The 21,883-nt window shown below is 34.9% G+C and carries 27 protein-coding genes; 13 read left to right on the forward strand and 14 right to left on the reverse strand.

The features are described 5' to 3' along the window. Window positions 1-12: 12 nt before the first annotated feature. Window positions 13-807 (forward strand): DUF2797 domain-containing protein, encoded by a 795-nt coding sequence (locus FCN74_RS04640; protein ID WP_138931436.1) that lies wholly within the window; start codon window positions 13-15, stop codon window positions 805-807. A 60-nt stretch (window positions 808-867) separates the two neighbouring features. Here the strand turns inward: FCN74_RS04640 and rpsU are convergent, their stop codons facing one another. Then, window positions 868-1,062: a 30S ribosomal protein S21 gene (gene rpsU / locus FCN74_RS04645; RefSeq protein ID WP_138931437.1), complete on the reverse strand. Its 195-nt coding sequence runs from the start codon at window positions 1,060-1,062 to the stop codon at window positions 868-870. 303 nt (window positions 1,063-1,365) lie between these two features. Here rpsU and FCN74_RS04650 point away from each other — a divergent pair, with 303 nt between their 5' ends. The 5 genes from FCN74_RS04650 (at window position 1,366) to paaD (ending at window position 5,100) form a co-directional block, all read left to right on the forward strand. Next, entirely contained in the window at window positions 1,366-2,439 is a 1,074-nt protein-coding gene (locus tag FCN74_RS04650) for a 2Fe-2S iron-sulfur cluster-binding protein (RefSeq protein WP_138931438.1), read from the forward strand. A 13-nt stretch (window positions 2,440-2,452) separates the two neighbouring features. Next, complete coding sequence (paaA, locus tag FCN74_RS04655; RefSeq protein WP_171047106.1) at window positions 2,453-3,409, forward strand: 1,2-phenylacetyl-CoA epoxidase subunit PaaA; 957 nt, start codon at window positions 2,453-2,455, stop codon at window positions 3,407-3,409. A gap of 129 nt (window positions 3,410-3,538) precedes the next feature. Continuing rightward, the gene (gene paaB / locus FCN74_RS04660) at window positions 3,539-3,823 is read left to right on the forward strand and encodes a 1,2-phenylacetyl-CoA epoxidase subunit PaaB (RefSeq protein ID WP_138931440.1); all 285 of its coding nucleotides are present in this window, start codon (window positions 3,539-3,541) and stop codon (window positions 3,821-3,823) included. Between the two features lie 11 nt (window positions 3,824-3,834). Next, window positions 3,835-4,590 carry a 1,2-phenylacetyl-CoA epoxidase subunit PaaC gene (paaC, locus tag FCN74_RS04665; protein ID WP_138931441.1) on the forward strand — a complete coding sequence of 252 codons (756 nt, stop codon included), beginning with the start codon at window positions 3,835-3,837 and terminating at the stop codon, window positions 4,588-4,590. A gap of 12 nt (window positions 4,591-4,602) precedes the next feature. Beyond that, entirely contained in the window at window positions 4,603-5,100 is a 498-nt protein-coding gene (gene paaD, locus FCN74_RS04670) for a 1,2-phenylacetyl-CoA epoxidase subunit PaaD (RefSeq protein ID WP_138931442.1), read from the forward strand. A 29-nt stretch (window positions 5,101-5,129) separates the two neighbouring features. Here the strand turns inward: paaD and FCN74_RS04675 are convergent, their stop codons facing one another. From FCN74_RS04675 to FCN74_RS04710, 8 genes are all read right to left on the reverse strand, one after another. Then, window positions 5,130-5,471, reverse strand: a complete 342-nt coding sequence (locus FCN74_RS04675; RefSeq protein ID WP_449405559.1) for a YbjQ family protein — start codon at window positions 5,469-5,471, stop codon at window positions 5,130-5,132. Beyond that, the gene (guaB, locus tag FCN74_RS04680; RefSeq protein WP_138931444.1) at window positions 5,458-6,930 is read right to left on the reverse strand and encodes an IMP dehydrogenase; all 1,473 of its coding nucleotides are present in this window, start codon (window positions 6,928-6,930) and stop codon (window positions 5,458-5,460) included. Before guaB ends, FCN74_RS04675 begins: the two co-directional genes overlap by 14 nt. A 207-nt stretch (window positions 6,931-7,137) precedes the next feature. Next, window positions 7,138-8,595 (reverse strand): T9SS type A sorting domain-containing protein, encoded by a 1,458-nt coding sequence (locus tag FCN74_RS04685; RefSeq protein ID WP_138931445.1) that lies wholly within the window; start codon window positions 8,593-8,595, stop codon window positions 7,138-7,140. A gap of 78 nt (window positions 8,596-8,673) precedes the next feature. Further along, a complete protein-coding gene (locus FCN74_RS04690; RefSeq protein ID WP_138931446.1) occupies window positions 8,674-8,892 on the reverse strand; it encodes a hypothetical protein in 219 nt (72 codons plus the stop codon). A 122-nt stretch (window positions 8,893-9,014) separates the two neighbouring features. Next, a complete protein-coding gene (locus FCN74_RS04695; RefSeq protein WP_138931447.1) occupies window positions 9,015-9,554 on the reverse strand; it encodes an RNA polymerase sigma factor in 540 nt (179 codons plus the stop codon). Continuing rightward, complete coding sequence (locus FCN74_RS04700; RefSeq protein WP_138931448.1) at window positions 9,555-10,247, reverse strand: glycosyltransferase family 2 protein; 693 nt, start codon at window positions 10,245-10,247, stop codon at window positions 9,555-9,557. A gap of 178 nt (window positions 10,248-10,425) precedes the next feature. Then, window positions 10,426-10,596 carry a glycosyltransferase gene (locus tag FCN74_RS12405; protein ID WP_171047107.1) on the reverse strand — a complete coding sequence of 57 codons (171 nt, stop codon included), beginning with the start codon at window positions 10,594-10,596 and terminating at the stop codon, window positions 10,426-10,428. 70 nt (window positions 10,597-10,666) lie between these two features. After that, window positions 10,667-10,867, reverse strand: a complete 201-nt coding sequence (locus FCN74_RS04710; RefSeq protein WP_138931449.1) for a membrane or secreted protein — start codon at window positions 10,865-10,867, stop codon at window positions 10,667-10,669. An 80-nt stretch (window positions 10,868-10,947) separates the two neighbouring features. Here FCN74_RS04710 and FCN74_RS04715 point away from each other — a divergent pair, with 80 nt between their 5' ends. The 7 genes from FCN74_RS04715 (at window position 10,948) to dtd (ending at window position 17,433) form a co-directional block, all read left to right on the forward strand. Further along, on the forward strand, window positions 10,948-11,484 hold the full coding sequence (locus tag FCN74_RS04715; RefSeq protein ID WP_138931450.1) for a 1-acyl-sn-glycerol-3-phosphate acyltransferase: 537 nt from the start codon (window positions 10,948-10,950) through the stop codon (window positions 11,482-11,484). 244 nt (window positions 11,485-11,728) lie between these two features. Continuing rightward, the gene (locus FCN74_RS04720; protein WP_138931451.1) at window positions 11,729-12,556 is read left to right on the forward strand and encodes a prephenate dehydratase; all 828 of its coding nucleotides are present in this window, start codon (window positions 11,729-11,731) and stop codon (window positions 12,554-12,556) included. Then, window positions 12,553-13,710, forward strand: a complete 1,158-nt coding sequence (locus FCN74_RS04725; protein WP_138931452.1) for a pyridoxal phosphate-dependent aminotransferase — start codon at window positions 12,553-12,555, stop codon at window positions 13,708-13,710. Before FCN74_RS04720 ends, FCN74_RS04725 begins: the two co-directional genes overlap by 4 nt. Then, complete coding sequence (locus tag FCN74_RS04730) at window positions 13,707-14,561, forward strand: prephenate dehydrogenase (protein WP_138931453.1); 855 nt, start codon at window positions 13,707-13,709, stop codon at window positions 14,559-14,561. The genes FCN74_RS04725 and FCN74_RS04730 overlap by 4 nt, the downstream gene beginning before the upstream one ends. Window positions 14,562-14,573: 12 nt before the next feature. Then, a complete protein-coding gene (locus FCN74_RS04735; protein ID WP_138931454.1) occupies window positions 14,574-15,665 on the forward strand; it encodes a bifunctional 3-deoxy-7-phosphoheptulonate synthase/chorismate mutase type II in 1,092 nt (363 codons plus the stop codon). Between the two features lie 24 nt (window positions 15,666-15,689). Further along, on the forward strand, window positions 15,690-16,643 hold the full coding sequence (rsgA, locus tag FCN74_RS04740; RefSeq protein WP_138931455.1) for a ribosome small subunit-dependent GTPase A: 954 nt from the start codon (window positions 15,690-15,692) through the stop codon (window positions 16,641-16,643). A 337-nt stretch (window positions 16,644-16,980) separates the two neighbouring features. Next, window positions 16,981-17,433, forward strand: a complete 453-nt coding sequence (dtd, locus tag FCN74_RS04745; protein WP_138931456.1) for a D-aminoacyl-tRNA deacylase — start codon at window positions 16,981-16,983, stop codon at window positions 17,431-17,433. 4 nt (window positions 17,434-17,437) lie between these two features. Here the strand turns inward: dtd and FCN74_RS04750 are convergent, their stop codons facing one another. The 5 genes from FCN74_RS04750 to cmk all read right to left on the reverse strand — a co-directional run bounded on the left by FCN74_RS04750 (window position 17,438) and on the right by cmk (window position 21,883). Then, the gene (locus FCN74_RS04750) at window positions 17,438-18,766 is read right to left on the reverse strand and encodes a dicarboxylate/amino acid:cation symporter (protein WP_138931457.1); all 1,329 of its coding nucleotides are present in this window, start codon (window positions 18,764-18,766) and stop codon (window positions 17,438-17,440) included. Between the two features lie 10 nt (window positions 18,767-18,776). Then, a complete protein-coding gene (aroC, locus tag FCN74_RS04755) occupies window positions 18,777-19,841 on the reverse strand; it encodes a chorismate synthase (RefSeq protein ID WP_138931458.1) in 1,065 nt (354 codons plus the stop codon). Window positions 19,842-19,863: 22 nt separating this feature from the next. Beyond that, complete coding sequence (locus tag FCN74_RS04760; protein ID WP_138931459.1) at window positions 19,864-20,370, reverse strand: KdsC family phosphatase; 507 nt, start codon at window positions 20,368-20,370, stop codon at window positions 19,864-19,866. Next, complete coding sequence (locus FCN74_RS04765; protein ID WP_138931460.1) at window positions 20,363-21,109, reverse strand: Rossmann-like and DUF2520 domain-containing protein; 747 nt, start codon at window positions 21,107-21,109, stop codon at window positions 20,363-20,365. The genes FCN74_RS04760 and FCN74_RS04765 overlap by 8 nt, the downstream gene beginning before the upstream one ends. A gap of 87 nt (window positions 21,110-21,196) precedes the next feature. Next, window positions 21,197-21,883, reverse strand: coding sequence for a (d)CMP kinase (cmk, locus tag FCN74_RS04770; protein WP_138931461.1), 687 nt, complete (start codon window positions 21,881-21,883; stop codon window positions 21,197-21,199).

Below are 21,883 nucleotides of genomic sequence, written 5' to 3' on the forward strand. Positions count from 1 at the left end.
AATATTAAAAATATGCAATATACAGGTGTTTTAAAGAAAATGAAAAGCGAAAATTACAAGCCTGTTCAATATTATTTGAATTTTAAAGACAGCTTTATAGTTCTAAATCAATTGATTGATAAAACTATAAGTATAACTTTTAAAACTTATGAGTGCCTTAACTGCCATAAGGATAAAAAAATATTTAGACAAGGCTATTGCTATGACTGTTTTTATCAAGCACCTGAAGTAGGAGATTGGGTCATGAAACCGGAGTTGAGTCAAGCCCATCTAGATAAAGAAGATCGCAATCTAGAATTTGAAAAAAAAGTACAGCTACAACCTCATATTGTGTATTTATCTAATACCGGTAGCGTAAAAGTTGGCGTTACCCGAAAAACACAAGTCCCTTACCGCTGGATAGACCAAGGTGCGCACGAAGCCATTGTTGTTTTGGAAACGCCAAATCGTTATTTGGCCGGTGTTGCTGAGGTAGCACTTAAAAATCACGTATCAGACAAAACTAAGTGGAGAAGCATGCTCAAAAACGATATTGAAGATCTAAACCTAAAAGATATTAAAAACAGACTAAGAGAGTTTTTACCAGATGAAACTCAAAAATATTTTGAAGAAAATGCAGATGAATTTAATATAGAATTTCCAGTCAAACAATATCCGCAAAAAGTAAAAAGCTTGAATTTGACTAAGAGTAAAGATTACAAAGGAAAATTAAAAGGGATTAAAGGTCAATATCTCATTTTTGAAGACCAAACTGTATTTAATGTGAGAAGCCACAGTGGCTTTGTTGTAGATTTTAATCTATCATAAAAACAAAAAGCCAATCAAAAATTGGCTTGTTTTGTATAAAATATAATCAAGAATTAGAGATTAAAAATCTTCTTTTTCCTTGATAGACTGAATATATTGCGCTTTTTTAATTTGTTGTCTGCGCTCGACAGAAGGTTTTGTAAATTCTTTTTTGTCTCTCAAAGTTTGTAAAACCTGAGTATCTCTAAATTTACGCTTTAAGCGTTTTAAAGCTCTGTCAATTTTTTCGCCGTCTTTTACTTTTACTATTAACATAGGTTTACTCTAAAATTTTGAGTTGCAAATATAAGATTTTATTTTGTTTTAAAAAGATTTTGAAATTTTATTTTAAGCTAGTTTTTGAATCAAAGCTTTGCATAAATTATACATCATTGTGAGCTTTACTCAATTTTATAGTTTGTATTAAATGTAAATTTCGTTTAATATCAAATCAAATGAAAGATTTAGTTAGGTGTTAATCAAGGAAGCAAATTCAAAATTATAACCTTAGTTAATTTTAATCAAAACTATTTGACTAATTAACTAACAATTGTTAGTTTTGAAATTATTATAAAAATTATGGCCGAGTTTTATCCATTAGCAGTAAAATCTATAGATAAAGCAACTGAAGACTGTACAGTTGTGACCTTTAACGTTGACCATGAGCTTGAATCAAAATTTAATTTTCAGCCAGGGCAACATTTGACTTTAAAAAAACAACTTAATAATGAGGATGTGCGTCGATCTTATTCACTTTGTAGCAGTCCTTTAGATCGTGAATGGAAGGTTGCCGTAAAACAGATCCCCGATGGTAAGTTTTCCACTTATATTAATCAAAATCTAAAAGTTGGTGATCAATTAGAAGTCATGCCGCCAAGTGGATTATTTGGGGTAAAGCCCGAAAAAAAAGCTTCAAAAAACTATGTCTTTTTTGCGGCAGGTAGTGGCATAACGCCAATATTATCAATGATAAAAACCCATCTCGCTGTTGAACCCCACTCAAATTGCCAGTTGTTTTATTTGAATAAGAATGCAAAATCTATTATATTTAAAGAAGAGTTAGAACAATTGAGAAATAAGTTCTTTGGCAGATTTGAATTATTTTATTTTTTGACCCGTGAAAATCGTGACATTGAATTATTTAATGGAAGATTTTCTCCTGAAAAAATAAATCAACTATCGGAGACTTTACTAAATGTAGAAAATATAGATGAATGTTTTATTTGCGGTCCTGAGCAAATGATATTTATGATTCGTGATGAGCTTTCAAAAAGAGGCTTATCTGAAGATCATATTCACTACGAGCTTTTTGTTTCAGGTCTTTCAGAAGCAGATAAACAACGTGTAGATAAAGCAAGACAACGTCAAAAGGGAGATACTCAAATTACAATTTTAGACGGTGGAAAAGAATTTCATTTTGATATGTCAAAAGAAGACGACAACATTCTAGATGCTGCTTTAGATGCCGGTGCAGATTTGCCGTATGCTTGTAAAGGCGGTGTTTGCAGCACTTGCAAGTGCCAATTAAAAGAAGGTCAAGTCGAAATGAAAGTCAATTATGCTTTAGAAAAAGAAGAAGTTAAAAATAATTTTATATTAAGTTGCCAAGCCATACCTACAACATCCAAAGTGGTTGTTGATTATGATGTATAAAAAAACCCAAATTATGAGTACAAACGAAATTAAAAATTTAGAAGAAATCTTTGAGGCCAAAATAGCCAGAGATGAAAAGATTGAGCCTAAAGACTGGATGCCTGAAAAATATAGAAAAACTCATATCAGACAGATATCACAGCATGCGCATTCTGAGATTGTCGGTATGCTACCTGAGGGCAATTGGATAACTCGTGCACCTTCCTTGAGGCGTAAAGTTGCCCTTTTAGCAAAAGTTCAAGATGAAGCCGGTCACGGGTTGTATTTATATTCTGCTTGTGAAACACTAGGTATTTCTCGAGAAGAGCTTTATGAACAATTGCATTCAGGAAAAGCTAAATATTCGAGTATTTTTAATTATCCAACTTTAACTTGGGCAGATATTGGTGCCATAGGTTGGTTAGTTGACGGTGCTGCAATAATCAATCAAGTGCCATTGTGTAATACCTCTTTTGGTCCTTATGCTCGAGCTATGGTCAGAGTATGCAAAGAAGAAAGTTTTCACCAAAGACAAGGTTATGAGATTATGATGACATTGTGCAACGGTACACAAGAGCAAAAAGATATGGCGCAAGACGCACTTAATAGATGGTGGTGGCCTTCATTAATGATGTTTGGCCCAACAGATGAAGAATCTACCCACACTGCTCAGTCTATGAAATGGAAGTTAAAACGAAAAACTAATGACGAACTTCGTCAACAATTTATAGACCAAACTGTACCACAGGCCGATATTCTTGGTTTAAAGATTCCAGATGACAATTTGAAATACAACAACGATACCGGTCATTATGATTTTGGTGAAATAGATTGGAGTGAGTTTTGGCAAGTAGTTAAAGGTCATGGCAAGTGTAATAAAGAACGACTCAATGCCCGAAAAAATGCTTGGGAAAATGGCAAGTGGGTGAGAGAAGCGGCAATGGCTTACGCAGACAAACAACATCAACGTAAAACAAAACAAACAGGATAATTAAAATTGAAAAGTTGCAAGTTGTAAAGTTGAATGTTCAATTAAAAATTTTTGGTTTAACCCTAGCCTTTACTCCTTTTAAGGTTGATAATTAAAACTTGCTACTTTAAACTTTAAAACTTATTAAACATGAAAAAAAATTGGCCGCTTTGGGAAGTATTTGTAAGAAGTAAAAATGGTCTCGAACACCGCCATTTCGGGAGTCTTCATGCACCTGACGCAGAAATGGCTATAAAAAACGCTCGTGATGTTTATACACGCCGTAAAGAAGGTGTGAGTATATGGGTTGTGGAGTCCAAATATATCAAAGCGTCAAATCCTGATAATAACGCTGAGATGTTTGACCCTGCAGATGATAAAGCCTATAGACATCCCACGTTTTACGACCTCCCGGACGATGTTGAACACATGTAATTTAAATCACCATGACAAAACAAAATTTAATTCACTACATTTATGGGATTGCTGATAATGCTTTGATTTTAGGGCAACGTTTATCTGAATTGTGTGGTCACGGACCAACTCTTGAAACGGATATTGCATTAACCAACATAGCTTTAGATTTACTTGGACAAACACGCTCTTACTATCAATATATTTCTAATTTGACCACAGATGGTTCCACAGAAGACGATGTAGCTTTTTTAAGGAAAGAACGACAATACAGAAATGTATTATTAGTTGAACAACCCAATACAGATTTTGCTTACATTATTGTTAGGCAGTACTTTTATGATGTATTTCATTATATGTTATTACAAGAGCTTCAGCTAAGTAAAGATGTCAACCTTACTGCTATAGCTGATAAAAGTATTAAAGAAGTCGGTTACCACCAACAGTTTTCAGGAGATTGGGTTAAACGTCTCGGTGATGGAACTTCGGAAAGTCATGACAAAACCCAACAAGCCGTAAATGATTTATGGGTGTTTACAGAGGAGCTTTTCCATTTATCAAATGAAGATAAAATTGTAGTTGATTCAGGGCATGGTATCAATCCTAAATCATTCAAAGATCAATATTTTAATAAGATTTCAACACTTCTCGAAGATGCCACAATCAAAGTTCCTGAATCTAAATATTTTCAAAAAGGCGGCAAAGATGGTATACATAGTGAACATATGGGTTATATTTTAGCAGAAATGCAATATATGCAGCGCACTTATCCTGATATGAAATGGTAAAATATTCAAATCATGCCTAACATACCGCAAATACATCCTGACTTATTTCCCATCTTAAAATCAATTCCCGATCCAGAGATTCCTGTGTTATCAGTAATTGATTTAGGCGTTGTAAGACATGCTGAACTTGATGGCTCTAAAGCTATTGTTAATATTACACCAACTTATAGTGGTTGTCCGGCAATGGATGTAATCGGGGATGATATTAAGAAGGCTTTGAGCGAAAAAGGCTATAACCCTAAAGTAAATCTTGTTTTAGCACCAGCTTGGACAACAGATTGGATGACTGTAGAAGGTAAACAGGCTTTAAAAAAATACGGTATCGCTCCACCTATGGATGCCACTTCAGACAAAAAAGCTTTACTAGGGGAAGAGCAAGTTGTTCCCTGCCCAAAATGTGAATCTACACACACCAAATTGGTGAGTCAGTTTGCCTCTACAGCCTGCAAAGCCATGTTTAAATGTGAAGATTGTGAAGAAACCTTTGATTACTTCAAATGTCTAATATAGGGACAAAAAAAGCTAAGCTTACTGTAAATTTACGAGGTTGATACTGCAGTTCCTGAAGCCACGACCATAAGCATACCTTTGCCAATGGTTTCATAGTCTAAATCGACTCCAATTACTGCATTGGCTCCCATCATTTGGGCTTTCTCTTGCATTTCTTGTATCGCTGTATCTTTAGCTTCACGAAGAACTTGCTCATATGACGAAGATCGCCCGCCAACAATATCGGTAATACTTGCAAAAAAGTCTCTAAACACGTTGGCACCTATGATGGTTTCTCCTGAAACTACCCCATGGTAGGATTTGATATCATAGCCATCTAGTGTGTTTGTCGTTGATGTTATAATTTTTAAAAATATTTTATCTACTGTAATTTGGAGATTCTTTAGTGATTGTTACATTGTGCGGATGGCTTTCATTAACACCTGAAGCTGTGATTTTTACAAATCGTCCTTTTTCTTTAAGTTCTGTAATTGAAGCAGCACCACTATAACCCATACCAGCTCTTAGGCCACCTATAAATTGGTTCATACTTTCATACAATTCACCTTTATAAGGCACACGGCCAACAATTCCTTCCGGGACTAATTTTTTGATGTCATCTTCCACATCTTGAAAATACCGATCTTTAGAGCCTTTACTCATAGCCTCAATAGAACCCATACCGCGATAAGACTTATATTTTCTTCCATCGTAAATTATTGTTTCTCCGGGAGACTCTTTAGTCCCTGCAAGAAGTGAACCTAACATGACACAATCGGCACCAGCAGCTATCGCTTTGGGAATGTCTCCGGTATAGCGTATACCACCATCGGCAATGATGGGAATACTTGTGTCTTTTAAAGCATCATAAACTTCCATCACTGCTGATAACTGCGGAAAACCGACGCCTGCAACAACCCGTGTGGTACAGATTGACCCAGGACCAATACCTACTTTTACGGCATCTGCTCCGGCTTTTACAAGATATTTGGCAGCTTCACCAGTAGCAATATTACCTACGATGACGTCAACATCTGGAAATTGTGATTTAAAATCTTTTAAAACACCGGTTACACCTTTGGTATGACCATGGGCTGTATCTATAATTATAGCATCAACACCAGCGTCAATTAAAGCTTTAGCACGTTGAGTTGCATCAGGTGTTACACCTATTGCTGCAGCAACTCTCAATCTCCCGTATTTGTCTTTATTTGCTAATGGTTTTTGGGTAAGTTTTGTAATATCTCTAAAGGTAATTAAGCCTACCAATTCATTATTACCTTTAACGACAGGTAATTTTTCAATTTTGTATTTTTGAAGTATCACTTCAGCTTCTTTCAAAGATGTGCCTTCATTAGTTGTAATCAGGTTTTCTTTGGTCATGACTTCAGCTACATTTTTCTCATCGTCATTTACAAAGCGTAAGTCTCTATTGGTAACTATCCCAACAAGGGTGTTGTTTTTATCAACTACAGGAATACCACCAATGCTGTGTTCTTTCATTGACAATTTAGCATCCTTGACTTTAGCATTGGCGTGAAGTGTTACAGGGTCTATAATCATTCCGCTCTCAGCACGTTTGACTTTTCTAACCTTAAGGGCTTGAGCTTTAATACTCATATTTTTGTGTAAAACGCCTATACCGCCTTCTCTAGCGATAGCAATAGCCATACGAGATTCAGTAACCGTATCCATAGCAGCAGACACTATGGGTACATTTAAAGTAATATTTTTACTCAGTCGGGTTTTTATGCTTACGTGACGCGGTAAGATTTCAGAATAATTTGGAACTAAAAGGACGTCATCGTAAGTATAACCGTCAAATTGGATTTTTTGAGAAGCTGTATTCATTTTATAGCTTTCTTTGCAAAATTAAATCATTCGCAACACAATAGAGCTTAAAATTTATTTTTTATTATTTTTTTGATTATTAAATACCATTAAACTGTTTAATTTATTCAGTTTAAAGGTTTCAAACACTACAAATATCAATATAAAAGTACGAATATCAGAAAATAGATAAATACACTAATATTTCAGAGAATTTTTAAAATTTATCTATTGTTTAACAATTTTAAAGCTTTCACTTTCAAATTCGTTGGTTTTTACATTTACAAAATAAATACCATTATTGAGATCTCCTAAATAAAGACCTTCAGTTTTGTCGTAAGATTTGGTTTCAAATACCTTTTTACCGTTGATGTCAAAAACACTGACCTCATTAATGTCGTTTATATTGATATAAACATAAGACGATGTGGGATTGGGATAAATTTTGATTTGTGTTTTGGAGGGATCGTTTACAGATACATTAGGATCACAACTATCTTCTACAAGGGTTAAATTTACTGGATTAAAAGACAATGTATTTTTTGTTGAAGTTATAGTGAGTGATGAAATATTTGTAGAAATAGGTGTAACACTATTGATCGCGTTTGTTGTATAGTCAATAGTCATATTATCACAAACATTTGTTTTTTGACTTTCAATTTTAAAAAACTCAATATTTGCAAAACCTCCAGTCGCAGGGTCTCCGTTTCTATAACCAACGGTGTATTGAGCTGTGGTTGCGGCATCAAAATCATTAATAGCCATATCGGGGTAATAGACTTCAGGCATTTGTGGAAACATCGGGCTGTTCCAAAAGCTGAACTCATCGCCGGGTGTTTCTTGAAATGGTAATAAATATTGATAACTTGATCCTACTTGATTACCGTTATTTTTTTCAAATTCATGAACAATCACATTTGATTGGTCATTTGATGTACCATTAAAATAATTTCTCCTGTATCCATAAACCAATAAATTATCAGTATTGGATAGTGATTCTAAGATTGAAAACCCATAAAAGTCTAGTTCAAAATTGACTTCATTGACATACCATGTTTTGGTAAAATCGATAGCTCCAGTTGTGTTGTTTAATACAGTGACACCAAAATGATGAAAATTTGAATAATTAGTTAATAAATAAATTTCATTTGAAGCTGTATCATAATAACCATCTACACTTAAGTCTCTAGAATTTCCAAAAAAGTAACTATTATCCCAAACAAAATTTCCTTCAAAATCCAGTTTGTGAGCCAAAACTGCTGCTTTATTTGTTCCATTGTCTAAGTGATTTGCACTACCGGTTAATAAAAAACCATCGCTTGTTTCTACTGCACCGTTAACAAAATCAAAATCGTTATTGCCTGTGACCGGGCTGTCAACTTCTGCTGACCATAAGAAATTGAGAGTGAGATCTGTTCTTAAGGCAAAACCTATATTAAGATTACAAGTATTATCAAAGTTGTAACAACTGCTGAAAAAACCCGTTACCAATACGCCTGCATTAGGATTTCCGTCGCCAGTTGCATCGCTTTCTGTTGTCAAAATTTTAAAACCACGGGAGTTGAAATTTGCGTTGACAACATCATAATATTCAGCAGCCAAGAGATTTCCGTTGAGAGCTTCAATTCTTGCAATAAACACTTTTTTTACACCGTTGACATCGATAGAACCTGTTGCAAATATCAAGTCAAAATAATTAGTGATGTCAAAAAATCTAGCATTGGCTAAAGTTGTATTGTTATAAGTTTTGGACCAAACTAAGCTTCAATCAGAAGTTACTCGCTTTAAAACAGGCTCGGAAACCGGTGCTGCTGGTGTGAATTGATTACTTGCAATAACTAAGTCGTCGCTGCCATCATTGACATTTGTGATGTTTGCGTTAATTAAATGTCTTTGTGAGGCTTCATAATTCTTCTGAGCTTGTTGGGTGTACCCTGAATAAGTAAGCAATAGAAATGATAAAATTGTAAAATAAGACTTCATAATAAATTGGTTTTAGTGCTAAAATACTAAAAAAAAAGGACTTTTTTTAAAATACCCTTAATTGAAACCTTTAAAATGAGGTTTTAAATTTTAAAAAATGTAATTATTGTGGGTTTCAAAATTTAAACATCAGCTTGAATTAATTTTGAAAGTTTGCGTTTTGCTCTGAAGAATTTGACCTTTATAAGATTTACAGATTCACTCATTTCGTTTGCAATTTCTGAGTAAGGTGTGTCTTCAAAAAGTCGTTTTTTGAGAATCTCCTGATCATTTGGTTTAAGTTTTTTTATAGCAGACTCAATAGTCTCAATATATTGGTCTTGTATCAACTGATCTTCAATATTGACTTCATTACTTTTTATAGCCGATACCTTATTATTAATATCTGTAGTCTTAATTTCTTTTTTGCGTTGCATATCTATCCAAAGCCGTTTACAGATAGTGATTAACCAGGTCCTAAAACTGTATTTGTCATCGTATTGATCAATTTTATCAAACGCTCTAGCAAAGGTCTGAATGCATAATTCTTCCGAGGTATAAGTGTTATCTGTTTTACTCTGAATATAATTGTAAACATAGGTCCAGTGTTGCTCTAATAGGTTGTTAAAAGCTTTTTGGTGCCCTTGCTTTGCTAAGTTAATATCTTGTTCGGTTTTACTCAATTACCAATTTGATTTTGTTGAAAATAAGTTTCTTGTAAAGATATAAAACTGTAAACATATCAGATTCAATTCCCAAAAGTAGCTCCAAACCCATAAATCCCAACTTGCAAACTTCTTGTAAATCTTATAGTTAAAAGCAAATTTTATTAATAATAGCAATAACACAAACCCTAAGAAATTGAATTTATAATTATTTTGAATTTCTAAATAAAGCGTAAGCGGTATCACTAAAAACCAAAATAAAACTTTTGACAAATATTGTAAACCAAGCCAGAATTGATGTTTTAGCTTATAATATGTCGCTGTTGTGATGTGTCGTATTTTTTGACTTATCCAGGACTTAATATTTGTCTTTGGTTGGCTTTCTACAAAACTATCAGGGTGAAGACACAAGGCAATATGACTTGTTTTTGTAGCTTGATTGACTAATAAATCATCATCACCGGATAACAAGTTGTTGTGTGAAGTAAAGCCTTTGAGTTTTTTATATAAAGATTTGGTATATGCTAAATTACGACCAACACCCATATAGGTCATTCCTAATTGAGAAAACCCGAAATAGTTTATAGCCGTTTGTAAAGTCTCAAACCGAATAATTGAATTGATATAACTTACTTGCTTTTGGTATGGCGAAAACCCTATAACCAATTGATGATGAGTAGAAAAGCTGTTTTGTAAGTGGTTTAACCACATTACAGACTGAGGCTTACAGTCAGCATCTGTAAATACTAAATGTTCGTATTTTGCCTGTTGTATACCAAAATCTAAAGCTTTTTTTTTGATGATTTTAAATCCTTATCTACATTAAAGTATTTTAAAAATGGATTATGCTTTTAAACCCATCTAAAACCTTTACGGTTTCATCTTGTGATTAATCATTTACTACAATCACCTCAAATTGAGGATAGTTTTGATTTAAAATAAAAGGAAGGTTAGCTGTTAAGTTTTGAGCTTCATTTTTGGCAGCAATAATGACTGATAAAGGTCTATGGAATACATTTTTATTGTCCCTAGAATCAATATTATCAATTGCAAAAAACAATACAATATCAAAAAAAAAAATACAATAAAAGAAATAATAACCATATTAACTCATAGGGAGAATACATGGTTTAAACTTTTGCACTATCGCAATCTTTTTGTTCGTCTGGGGTACGACCACAGTAGCTACAAGATTCACCATCTTTGTTTAAAAAAGGACTTTGGCTGGCACATGTTCCGGCAAATTTACCATCTTTTTTACCCCATATTTTTATGGCTATTCCTGCAAATGCCAGACCTAGAAGAATAATAGTAATAAATAAAAGTTCCATACTACAAAAATAATAAATTATAGTGATTTGCTGTCTTATAATGTGTTTTTTAATTAGATTTAACACGTTAATTCCCTGAAATGCTGATAGCTAAATTTATTTTTAAATTCCTCTTAGGTTGGCAGATCAAAGGCCAATTTTCAGCAGAGGTAAAAAAGACAGTTGTCGTTGTAGCGCCACATACTAGCTGGCACGATTTTTATATTGGTGCATTGGCCAGAAAAATTGTACACGTTCCGATACATTATGTAGCTAAAAAAGAATTGTTTGACTCTTGGTTTGGTTGGTATTTTAGATGGATGGGTGGCGCACCGATAGACCGTTCTTCATCGCAAAACAAAGTCGATCAAATTGTTGATATATTTAATTCTAAAACAGAGTTTCGTTTAGCGATTACACCAGAAGGTACCAGAAAGAAGGTTAACAATTGGAAATCAGGGTTTTATTATATTGCTAAAAATGCTAAAGTTCCAATAACTTCAGTTGCTTTTGATTATGCAACCAAAACAATTTCGATATCAAAACCATTTTATATTACAGGAGACTATGAAAAAGATCTGCGTCATATTAAATCCTATTTTAGTGACGCTGTCGGAAAAGTGCCTGAATATACATAATGACATTTAAGAGTTTTTGAGCACTTTTTATAAGAATATTACAGATTTTCATTAAATATATTTGCACATTTCATTTTAATCTCTAACTTAGCTAACACATTATGACAAATATCACTTTTTTCTGGAACAGTTTCTATTATGCTTTTTATAAAAGTATAAGGGACTGTTGTTGAAAATATTTAACAATATTTAAAAATAAAAGTCCCGAACCTGTTTCGGGACTTTTTTTGATTAATACTTTATTATGACTCAACGCATAGCCATTCAAGGCATAAAAGGCTCAAACCACCATAAAGTGGTCTGTGATTTTATTTCAACAAAAGCTGAAATCAAAGCCTGCATGAGTTTTAATAATTTGGTAAAAGCCATCATAACAAATCAGGTTGATTATGGTATTATGGCAATAGAAAATTCTATTGCAGGTAGTATTCTGCCAAATTATAAGCTAATTAGCGATCATGATTTAAACATTACTGCTGAATATTACTTAGATATCAAACATAATCTCGCAGCCTTAGAAGGTCAAAAATTAGATGAAATTAAAACAGTAAATTCACATCAAATGGCGTTTTTGCAGTGTGGTGATTTTTTATATCAACAAAAACACCTCAAGTTGGTTGAAGATGTAGACACCGCCTTACCGGCACAAATTATTGCCGAAAAACAAATTTCACATGTCGCGGCAATAGTGCCAGATGGCACAGCTGAGTTATTTGGTTTAGAGGTTTTGAAATCTCATATCCAAGACAACGACCTTAACTCTACACGTTTTGTAAAAGTTGAAAGGAATTCACAAATTTTACCAAACCAGTCTGCAGATAAAGCTTCTATCCGATTTGAATTGGCTCACGAACCAGGCAGTTTATTTAAGGTTTTGGCCTTATTGCAAGAATACAATGTCAATATGACAAAAATTCAATCGATTCCTACTGCACATTCCAAATGGAATTATGCGTTTTATATCGATTTGATTTTTTTACCTGAAATTGATATAAAAAAATTAATGAAAACACTAAAATCAATTACCCATCATTTTAAACTTCTCGGAATCTATAAACAAGCTCAAAAATGATAACATCTGCCGACCGTCTAGCTCAAACCAAAGAATATTACTTCTCTAAAAAATTAAAAGAAGTCAAGCGTCTGATTGACGATGGAAAACCTATCATTAATCTTGGCGTAGGTTCACCCGATATCAACCCACCTGAGTCTGTTGTTGAAACCATGATTAAAGCAACATCGCACCATAAAGCTCATCAATATCAACCTTACGCAGGTATTCCCAGTTTACGGGAAGCCATAAAATCTTTTTATGAGCAAACTTATCAAATTAAACTATCTGCTGTCCAGCAAATTTTAACACTTATAGGAAGTAAAGAAGGCATTATGCATATTTCAATGGCCTTTTTAAACCCAGGTGATGAAGTTTTGGTGCCAAACCCAGGCTATCCAACCTACGCAGCAGTTTCAAATCTGGTTCAAGCCAAAACTTTATTATACAATTTAAATGAAGCTCAGAATTGGCAACCTGACCTAGATGAACTCTCAAAACTGATAAGTCCAAAAACCAAACTCATGTGGGTCAATTACCCACATATGCCTACAGGCGCAAAAGCTGATAATGAAACTATTGATAAACTTGTAAAGTTTGCCAAAGTTCATAATATATTGCTGGTTAATGATAACCCGTATAGCTTGATTCTCAATGATAATCCTTTTAGCATTTTAAAACACCAGTGGCCAAACGCCCATGTTTTAGAGCTAAATTCACTCAGTAAAACCTTTAACCTTTCGGGCTGGCGAGTCGGAATGCTTTGTGGTCATCAAAATTTACTACAACAGGTCGTTAAAGTAAAATCTAATATGGACAGTGGTATGTTTTACCCGATTCAAAAAGGTGGCGAAAAAGCATTAAAACTACCATCAGAATGGTATGAAAAACTAAATTATACTTATAAAAAACGCCGAGAATTAGTTTGGCAAATTTGTGATCAACTTCAATTGACTTACCAAAAAAACACTTCAGGTCTTTTTGTTTGGGCCAAAATTCAATCTCAGCATTCTGCCAAAGACTTATCCGATAAGTTACTGCACAATTATGATATGTTTGTGACACCAGGCGATGTTTTTGGCTCTCGAGGTCAAGGCTATTTAAGGTTTTCGCTCTGTGTAAATCAAGACGAATTAAGGACATGTATAGAACGCACAAAACACTTTAAAGCATGAAAACAATTATTGGTGTAGGTCTCGGTTTAATAGGCGGTTCCATGCTTTTGAGCTTAAAACGCTTTTACCAGCAAGCTGAATTTTTAGGGGAAGATAACAATGAAGACCATCTTCAACAAGCTAATGACTTAAACATCGTCAGTAGAAAAGCAAAAGACCAAGATTTTAAAACTGCAGACCTTGTGATTGTAAGTATTCCCGTAGATACCGCGCCAAAGCTTATTGAAAAATTATTAGATCAAGTTGGCACACAAACTTTAGTCATAGATACAGGTTCAACCAAAGCTAAACTTTGTGAGCATTTGGCTAAACATCCTAAACGCGACCAATTTATGGCGACGCATCCTATTGCTGGAACAGAATTTTCTGGTCCGCAAGCAGCATTTCCATCTTTGTTTGACCATAAAACTATGATCATTTGCGAAATCGAAAAAACCAATTTAAAACTCCAGCAAAGGGCTATTCAGTGCTTCGAAAACATGCAAATGAATTTGCGATATATGAATCCTGTCGCCCATAATAAACACATGGCTTATGTTTCACATTTATCTCACATCAGCTCTTTTATGCTTGGTAAAACCGTAATTGATAAAGAAGAAAACGAACGCAATATTTTTGACCTTGCCGGTAGTGGATTTGAATCTACGGTTCGTTTAGCCAAAAGTAACCCAGCCACATGGACGCCTATTTTTAAACAAAATAAAACATTTGTTTTGGAAGCACTTTCAGAATATATCCATAATTTAAAGAATTTTGAAAAGGTGCTTGAACACGATAATTTTGAACAACTCTATAAAGATATGAATAACACAAATATTGTAAAAGACATTCTAAAAGGCATAAAACTTTAAAATAATAGCACTATGACAAATCAAAAAAAATTTAAAAATTGGCTTCAAGCTTTTCAGCTTGACCATCCTTTGGTCATTGCTGGCCCTTGTAGCGCAGAGACTGAAAAACAGGTATTGACCATAGCTCATCAGCTCAAAGATACCGATACTTCTGTGATGCGAGCGGGTATTTGGAAACCTAGAACCAAACCTGGAAATTTTGAGGGTGTGGGCAAAATTGGTTTGGACTGGCTCAAAAAAGCAAAAGCAGAAACAGGACTTAAAATCGCCACTGAAGTGGCCAATAAAACCCATGTTGACATGGCACTTGAAGCCGATGTTGATGTGTTGTGGATTGGTGCGCGAAGCACGGTGAGTCCATTTATCGTTCAAGATATTGCCGATGCGCTGAAAGGAACCGATAAAATTGTGTTGGTCAAAAATCCCGTTAATCCGGATTTACCACTTTGGCTTGGTGCTATAGAACGTTTGCACAAAGCGGATATTCAAAATCTTGGCGTGATTCATCGAGGATTTTCGACTTATGAAAAAACCGGATATAGAAACAATCCCGAATGGCAACTGGCGGTAGATTTGCAAAATGAATTTCCAGATCTGCCTTTAATTCTAGATCCCTCGCATATTGCCGGTAAACGCGATATTATTTTTGATATATGCCAAACTGCATTAGATTTAAATTATGACGGCATTATGGTTGAAACCCATCACACTCCAGATGAAGCCTGGAGCGATGCTGCTCAACAAATTACACCTCAAGCTTTGGCTCAAATGACCGAAGATTTAAAAATCAGAAAAGAACATGGCGATGCCGCTGAATTCAAAAATAAACTTAATACCTTGAGAGCCAAAATTGATGTGGTTGACCATCAAATCATCAATCAATTGGGAAAACGCATGAAAATTACCGATGACATCGGGGCTTTAAAAAAGAAAAATAACGTCGCTATTTTACAAACCAAACGGTGGAATGAAGTTTTAGACAAAATGGTAAGTGAAGGCCAAGACAATGGTTTAAGTGAGGAATTTGTGACTAAATTTTTAAAAGCCATTCACCAAGAGTCGATTGCACATCAACATCAAGTTTTAGTCAATGATAAAAAATGATATTTTTACACTTCAAAACGGTTTATGAAAGGCATTGTCTATAAATCTACAGGCAGTTGGTATCAGGTCAAAGCACTTGATGGTTTGGATTATAACTGCAAACTCAAAGGTAAAATAAGGCTTCAAGGCCTGAAGAGCACTAATCCTGTAGCTGTAGGCGATAAGGTCAATTTTGAAGTCACCAAAGATGGTGATGAAGCCATTGGCATTATCACAGATTTTGAAGACCGTAAAAATTACATCATTCGTAAATCGGTTAATTTATCTAAACAAACCCATATTATTGCAGCTAATGTTGATTTGGCGTTTTTGGTGATTACGCTCAATAATCCGGAGACGACCACAATCTTTATTGATAGGTTTCTCGTGTCTTCTGAAGCTTATGATGTCACAACGATTTTGTTGTTTAATAAGCTAGATACGTTAGATACAAATGAATTTGGAGAATTTAAATACCTCGCCGAAATCTATCGTGATATTGGCTATCACTGTATTGGTGTTTCTGCCACAAGCGGAAAAAATCTCGACCAAGTCAAAGACTTGATGATTGATAAAGTCAGTGTATTTGCCGGTCATAGTGGTGTCGGTAAATCCAGTATTATCAATGCGATGGATGACAATATTAACATTAAAACTAAAGCCATATCAGAACAACACGCACAAGGTCAACACACCACAACTTTTGCAGAAATGCATGACACGCATTTTGGGGCTAAAATTATTGATACACCAGGGATTCGAGGATTTGGAATGATCAACATGGAAAAAGAAGAGCTCGGCGATTATTTTAGAGAGTTTTTTGCCTTAAAATCAGAGTGTAAATTTCATAACTGCCTACATGTCAACGAGCCTAAATGTGCCATTAAAGCTGCCTTACAGGAAGACATTATCGCTTATTCCAGGTATAAAAGCTATTGCCAGATTTTGAACGAGTTGGAAGAACAAGACCAAACGTTTAGAAAAAATCCTTATGCTTAGATATGTCTTATTGCAAACCCGATGAAGCCTGTCTGCTGACAGAGGTAGGCAATCTCATGAAACTCACCTAAAAACCTAAACCGTCATTGCGAGGAGCGACTTTGGAGCGACGAAGTAATCTCAAGAACCTCACTTAAAAACCTAATACGTCATTGCGAGGAGGAACGACGGCGCAATCCTTAGAACTGAAAACCAATTCGTTTTAATTATCCAATTTAAACTGAAACACACTAAGATTGCCGCAATTGTCTCCTGCTTGTCAGTAGAAAACGCCTTCGCAATGACGGTTTAAATAATTACATTTGCAAAGTATTTCTTTATAAAAACAATAAGCAATATGCGGGTCATCATTCAACGTGTCAAACAAGCTGATGTCAAAGTTAAGCCTGAGTATCAGGCTGAAATACAACAAGGCTTATTGTTATTTTTAGGCATAGAAGATAAAGATACCCAAGAGGATGTCGATTGGGTGGTTCGGAAGATATCGAGATTGCGTTTGTTTAGTGATGATGCTGGTAAAATGAATCTCAGTCTTTTAGACACAGGCTTTGAAGCTATGGTAATTAGTCAATTCACGCTTCACGCGTCTATCAAAAAAGGCAATCGCCCCAGTTTTGTGAGGGCTGCTAAGCCTGATTTTGCCGAGTCGCTTTATAGTGATTTTATTCAAAAGCTATCAAAGTCATTGGGTCAAAATATAAAAACCGGAATATTTGGAGCTAATATGGAAGTAAGTTTACTTAATGACGGTCCGGTGACAATTTTTGTGGATTCTAAACATAAAGAATAAAAATTTACTCTTTGTTATCTATTACCTTAGAATTTTTAGGATAATCATCATCCCAGTTTTTAACTTGAGGATCGTGAAGTTGATTTTGAGATTTTGCAATAAGCATTGAAACGGTAGCATCTCCAGTGACATTTACAGAAGTTCTTAACATATCTAAGGGCCTATCCATTGCAAAAATTAGCGCCAGACCTGCTTCAGGAATCCCAGCTTGACCTAAAACGATTACCAACATGACCATACCTGCACCAGGAACAGCAGCAGAACCAATAGAAGCTAAAGTAGCTGTTGCAATAATTCCCAGTTGTGTCCCAAGTGTTAAGTCCATACCAAAAGCTTGAGCGATGAAAACTGCAGCAACAGCTTGATATAGGCTTGTGCCGTCCATATTGATAGTTGCACCAATAGGCAAGACAAAACTAGCAACCTGAGGATGTACGCCAATATGTTCTTCTACGCGCTCCATGGTTAATGGTAGGGTAGCAGCACTGGAACTTGTGGAGATTGCGAGCAGTTGAGCCGGAGAAATTCCGTTTAAAAAGAATCCTGGAGACTTTTTCGTAAAGATCCACACGAACATGATGTAAACACCTATCATCAGTGCCAAGCCTGAAACGACAGCAAGCGTGTAGTATAGCAAAGCATAAAACAAATCTGCTGAGGGTGCTTCGACGACTAATGCCGCCATGAGTGCTAAAACGCCATAAGGTGCAGCAAGCATTATGATATCAATCATTTTGAGGATAACTTCATTAAACCCATCAAAAAAATCTTTAACAGGTTTTGACTGTTTGTCGGGAATTAAAATCAAACCGATACCAAAAAAAATAGCGAAAAAAATCACCTGTAACATATTACTATTATCAGAAGCTGCACCAAAAATATTGTCCGGCACTAAGTCTTCTAGAGCTTGAAGTGGCCCACTTTCCTTTTGACGTTCAGCATCTTGCTTTTTAAGTTCTGCGTCACCTGCATAGGCGTCAAGCAATTCTTGTCGGGTATCATCGTCTATTGAAGTTCCCGGTTGTATGAGATTTACCACACCTAAACCAATACTTACTGCAATGAGAGTGGTGAAAATATAAGTTACAATTGTTTTAAGCCCCATTTGTGATAAACTAGAGATATCTTTTAAATCTGAAACGCCTTTGATTAAAGATGCTAGAATTAAAGGGACAGCGATGAGCTTGAGTGAGTTGATGAAAATATTTCCAAAAGGCTTTATCCAATCGGTGATAATTTGACTTCCCCATGTAAATTGTGTAAAAAGCAATCCAATTAAAATACCGGCTGCCATGCCAATAAGGATTTGCCAATGAAGAGCTATTTTTTTCATAAAACTTTAATTATAAGTTTGAAGATTTATTCATTAAGTAAAAGTCCGCCATCACTAAAGCTGCCATAGCTTCAACAATAGGAATTGCACGCGGTACAACACAAGGGTCGTGACGGCCTTTGCCCTTAACTGTAACTTCATTATGGTCTTTATCAATGCTGTTTTGGTCTCGAATTAAGGTTGCCACAGGTTTAAAAGCAACATTAAAATAAATATCCATACCATTTGAAATTCCACCTTGGATGCCACCACTGTAATTTGTTGAGGTTTTTCCATCTTTGGTAAAACTGTCATTATGATCGCTACCTTTCATAGTTGTGCCTTTAAAACCACTTCCATATTCAAAGCCTTTTACTGCATTAATCGATAACATGGCTTTACCGAGTTGAGCATGAAGCTTATCAAAAACAGGTTCACCAAGACCCACAGGTACGTTTTGAATCACACAAGCTACTATACCACCAATGGTATCGCCTTGCTTTCTAATTGACTTGATGTGAGTAATCATTTTATTGGCTAAATCTTGATCTGGACACCTGACCGAATTTTTTTCGATGTGTTTGAAATCAAGTTCTTGATATGTTTTACTGAGTTTAATCTCACCTATAGAACTTGTAAAGGCAGTTATCTTTATCGGATCAATAAGTTGTTTGGCAATTGCTCCGGCAACTACTCGACATGCCGTTTCTCGAGCACTAGAACGTCCACCTCCACGGTAATCGCGATTGCCATATTTTTTAGTATAGGTAAAATCGGCATGGCTTGGCCGGTATACATCTTTGATATGGTCGTAATCTTTTGACTTTTGATCGGCATTTGGAATTTGAAATCCAATAGGAGCCCCTGTAGTTTTACCCTCAAATAGTCCGGACAAAAACTCAACTTTATCCGATTCTTTACGTTGAGTTACAATGGCTGATTGCCCAGGTTTTCTTCGATCCAAATCCAACTGAACTTTTTCTAAATCCAGTTTGAGATTTGCCGGACAACCGTCTATGATACCACCAATGGCTTTACCGTGTGACTCTCCATAGGTCATTAATTTAAAAACATGTCCAAAATTATTTCCTCCCATTGTTATTGCTTAAAAATTACAATTAAATCCAATTGTGTTGTACTTTCATAACTTGTTCTATGATATCTCTTACACAAGCATCACCACCATTGCGATGAGAAACATATTGAGAGATAACTTTTATTTCAGGGACAGCATTTTGCGGGCAAGCAGCCAAAGCAACTTCTTGCATAACTTCCATATCAGGTATATCATCTCCCATATAACACATATTTTTAAAAGAAACATTGTAGATATCAGAAAATTCATCAAGCTTTTCCATTTTATCATCTACACCTAAATAAATATTGGTAATACCTAATGTTTTTAAACGCGATTTAACTGCAGGATTGTTTCCTCCGGAAATGATACAAATTTCGTAGCCTTTTTTAATAGCTTGTTTCATGGCATATCCATCTTTGACATTCATCTGTCTGAGCAGTTCTCCAGACTCTGAAATATGTAATTTACCATCTGTAAGCACACCATCTACATCAAACACAAAGGCTTTGATATCGTTAAGAATTTGTTTATAATTTTTATCACTCATAAGTCTTCTGAATTGAAGATGTCAAATATCGATATATTTCTTGATAATCTGGGTTGTCTAATTGATGGATATGCCGATTTATTGTGGTTTTGTCATTTCGTTTAGCGGGACCGGTTTGGGCTTCTCTCGGAATTTTAGAATTTATTTTATCTGCAGTTTCTTGAATGAGAGGTTTTAAAATGTCAAAAGGCAGTTGTTTTTGAGAACAAATTTCATGTCCAATATGGTACAAATGATTGACAAAATTACAGACAAAAACAGCAGCTAAGTGCATATCCTGTCTTTGTTCACTATTAACAGCATAGGATTTGGCTTCAAGTAGATTTGCTAGGGTTTGTAATATTTTAAAATCTGATTTATGCTTGGTTTCTATGCAAATTGGTAAGTCTTTAAAGGTGATATTTTTGTCTTTTGAAAAGGTTTGCAAAGGATAAAAAACTGCATCTCTGTTAATAGAGTCGAGTAGAGGTAAACTACCGGAAGTATGGGCTACAATGGCTTTGTGTTGATTGATTTTATGGATTAAACCCTCAATATAATCATCTTTAATGCAGACTAAATAAACATCAGCAGGTTTTAGGTTTTCTAATTGAGTTGTTGTATCAAAGCTTGAATAAGTTTTTAAAGTTTCAGCTTTATGATTGAAAATTTGAACAAGTTGAATATCAGAGTTCTTTGAAAACGCATTGATAAAATGTGAAGCGACATTTCCGGTTCCTAAAACAGTAACTTTTAGCATACGTCAAAAATATTAAAAATATAGTATTTTTAGATTAAAGTTGTGGTTAAATGGATGGACAATGCGATAAAATAAACAAGGAATTACTTAAGATAAATAATCACTTACTGTTTTCAACATGATTTTGAATTGCTCATCTTCAGACAAATTGGTGTTATCAATAACGATGGCATTTTCAGCTTTGATCAATGGTGAATGCTTTCGAGTAGTATCGATTTGATCTCGATTTTGGATGTTTTCAAAAACTTCATTAAAGCTAGTGGTTTCCCCTTTTTGTTGTAACTCTTCAAAGCGCCTTTTGGCCCGTCCTTCAGCAGAAGCTGTCATAAAAAACTTGATATCAGCTTCGGGAAAAACTACACTACCTATATCTCTACCATCCATAACAATGTTATGCTTATGTGCCATGTCTCTTTGAAGGGTAACCAATTTTTTGCGTACTTCCGGAATTGTAGCAATTTGGCTTACGCGTTCAGAAACTGACATACCTCTGATATTGTCTTCTACATTTTTTCCATTGAGAAGAATTCTGCTTTTCTGAGTTTTATTGTTAAATTGAAAGTCTATGTCTATGTCATGCAGTTTTTCTAAAAGCGCCGTATTGTTAAGTTTATCATTTTTAAAACAATGGCTTTGTATAGCAAAAAATGTTACAGCTCTATACATAGCTCCGGAGTCGATATATACAAATTGCAAATATTCAGCTAGACGTTTTGCAACAGTACTTTTGCCTGTCGAAGAATGTCCGTCTATTGCAATGACAATTTTTTTCAA

Source organism: Mesohalobacter halotolerans, assembly GCF_006120725.1.
Lineage (GTDB): Bacteria > Bacteroidota > Bacteroidia > Flavobacteriales > Flavobacteriaceae > Psychroflexus > Psychroflexus halotolerans.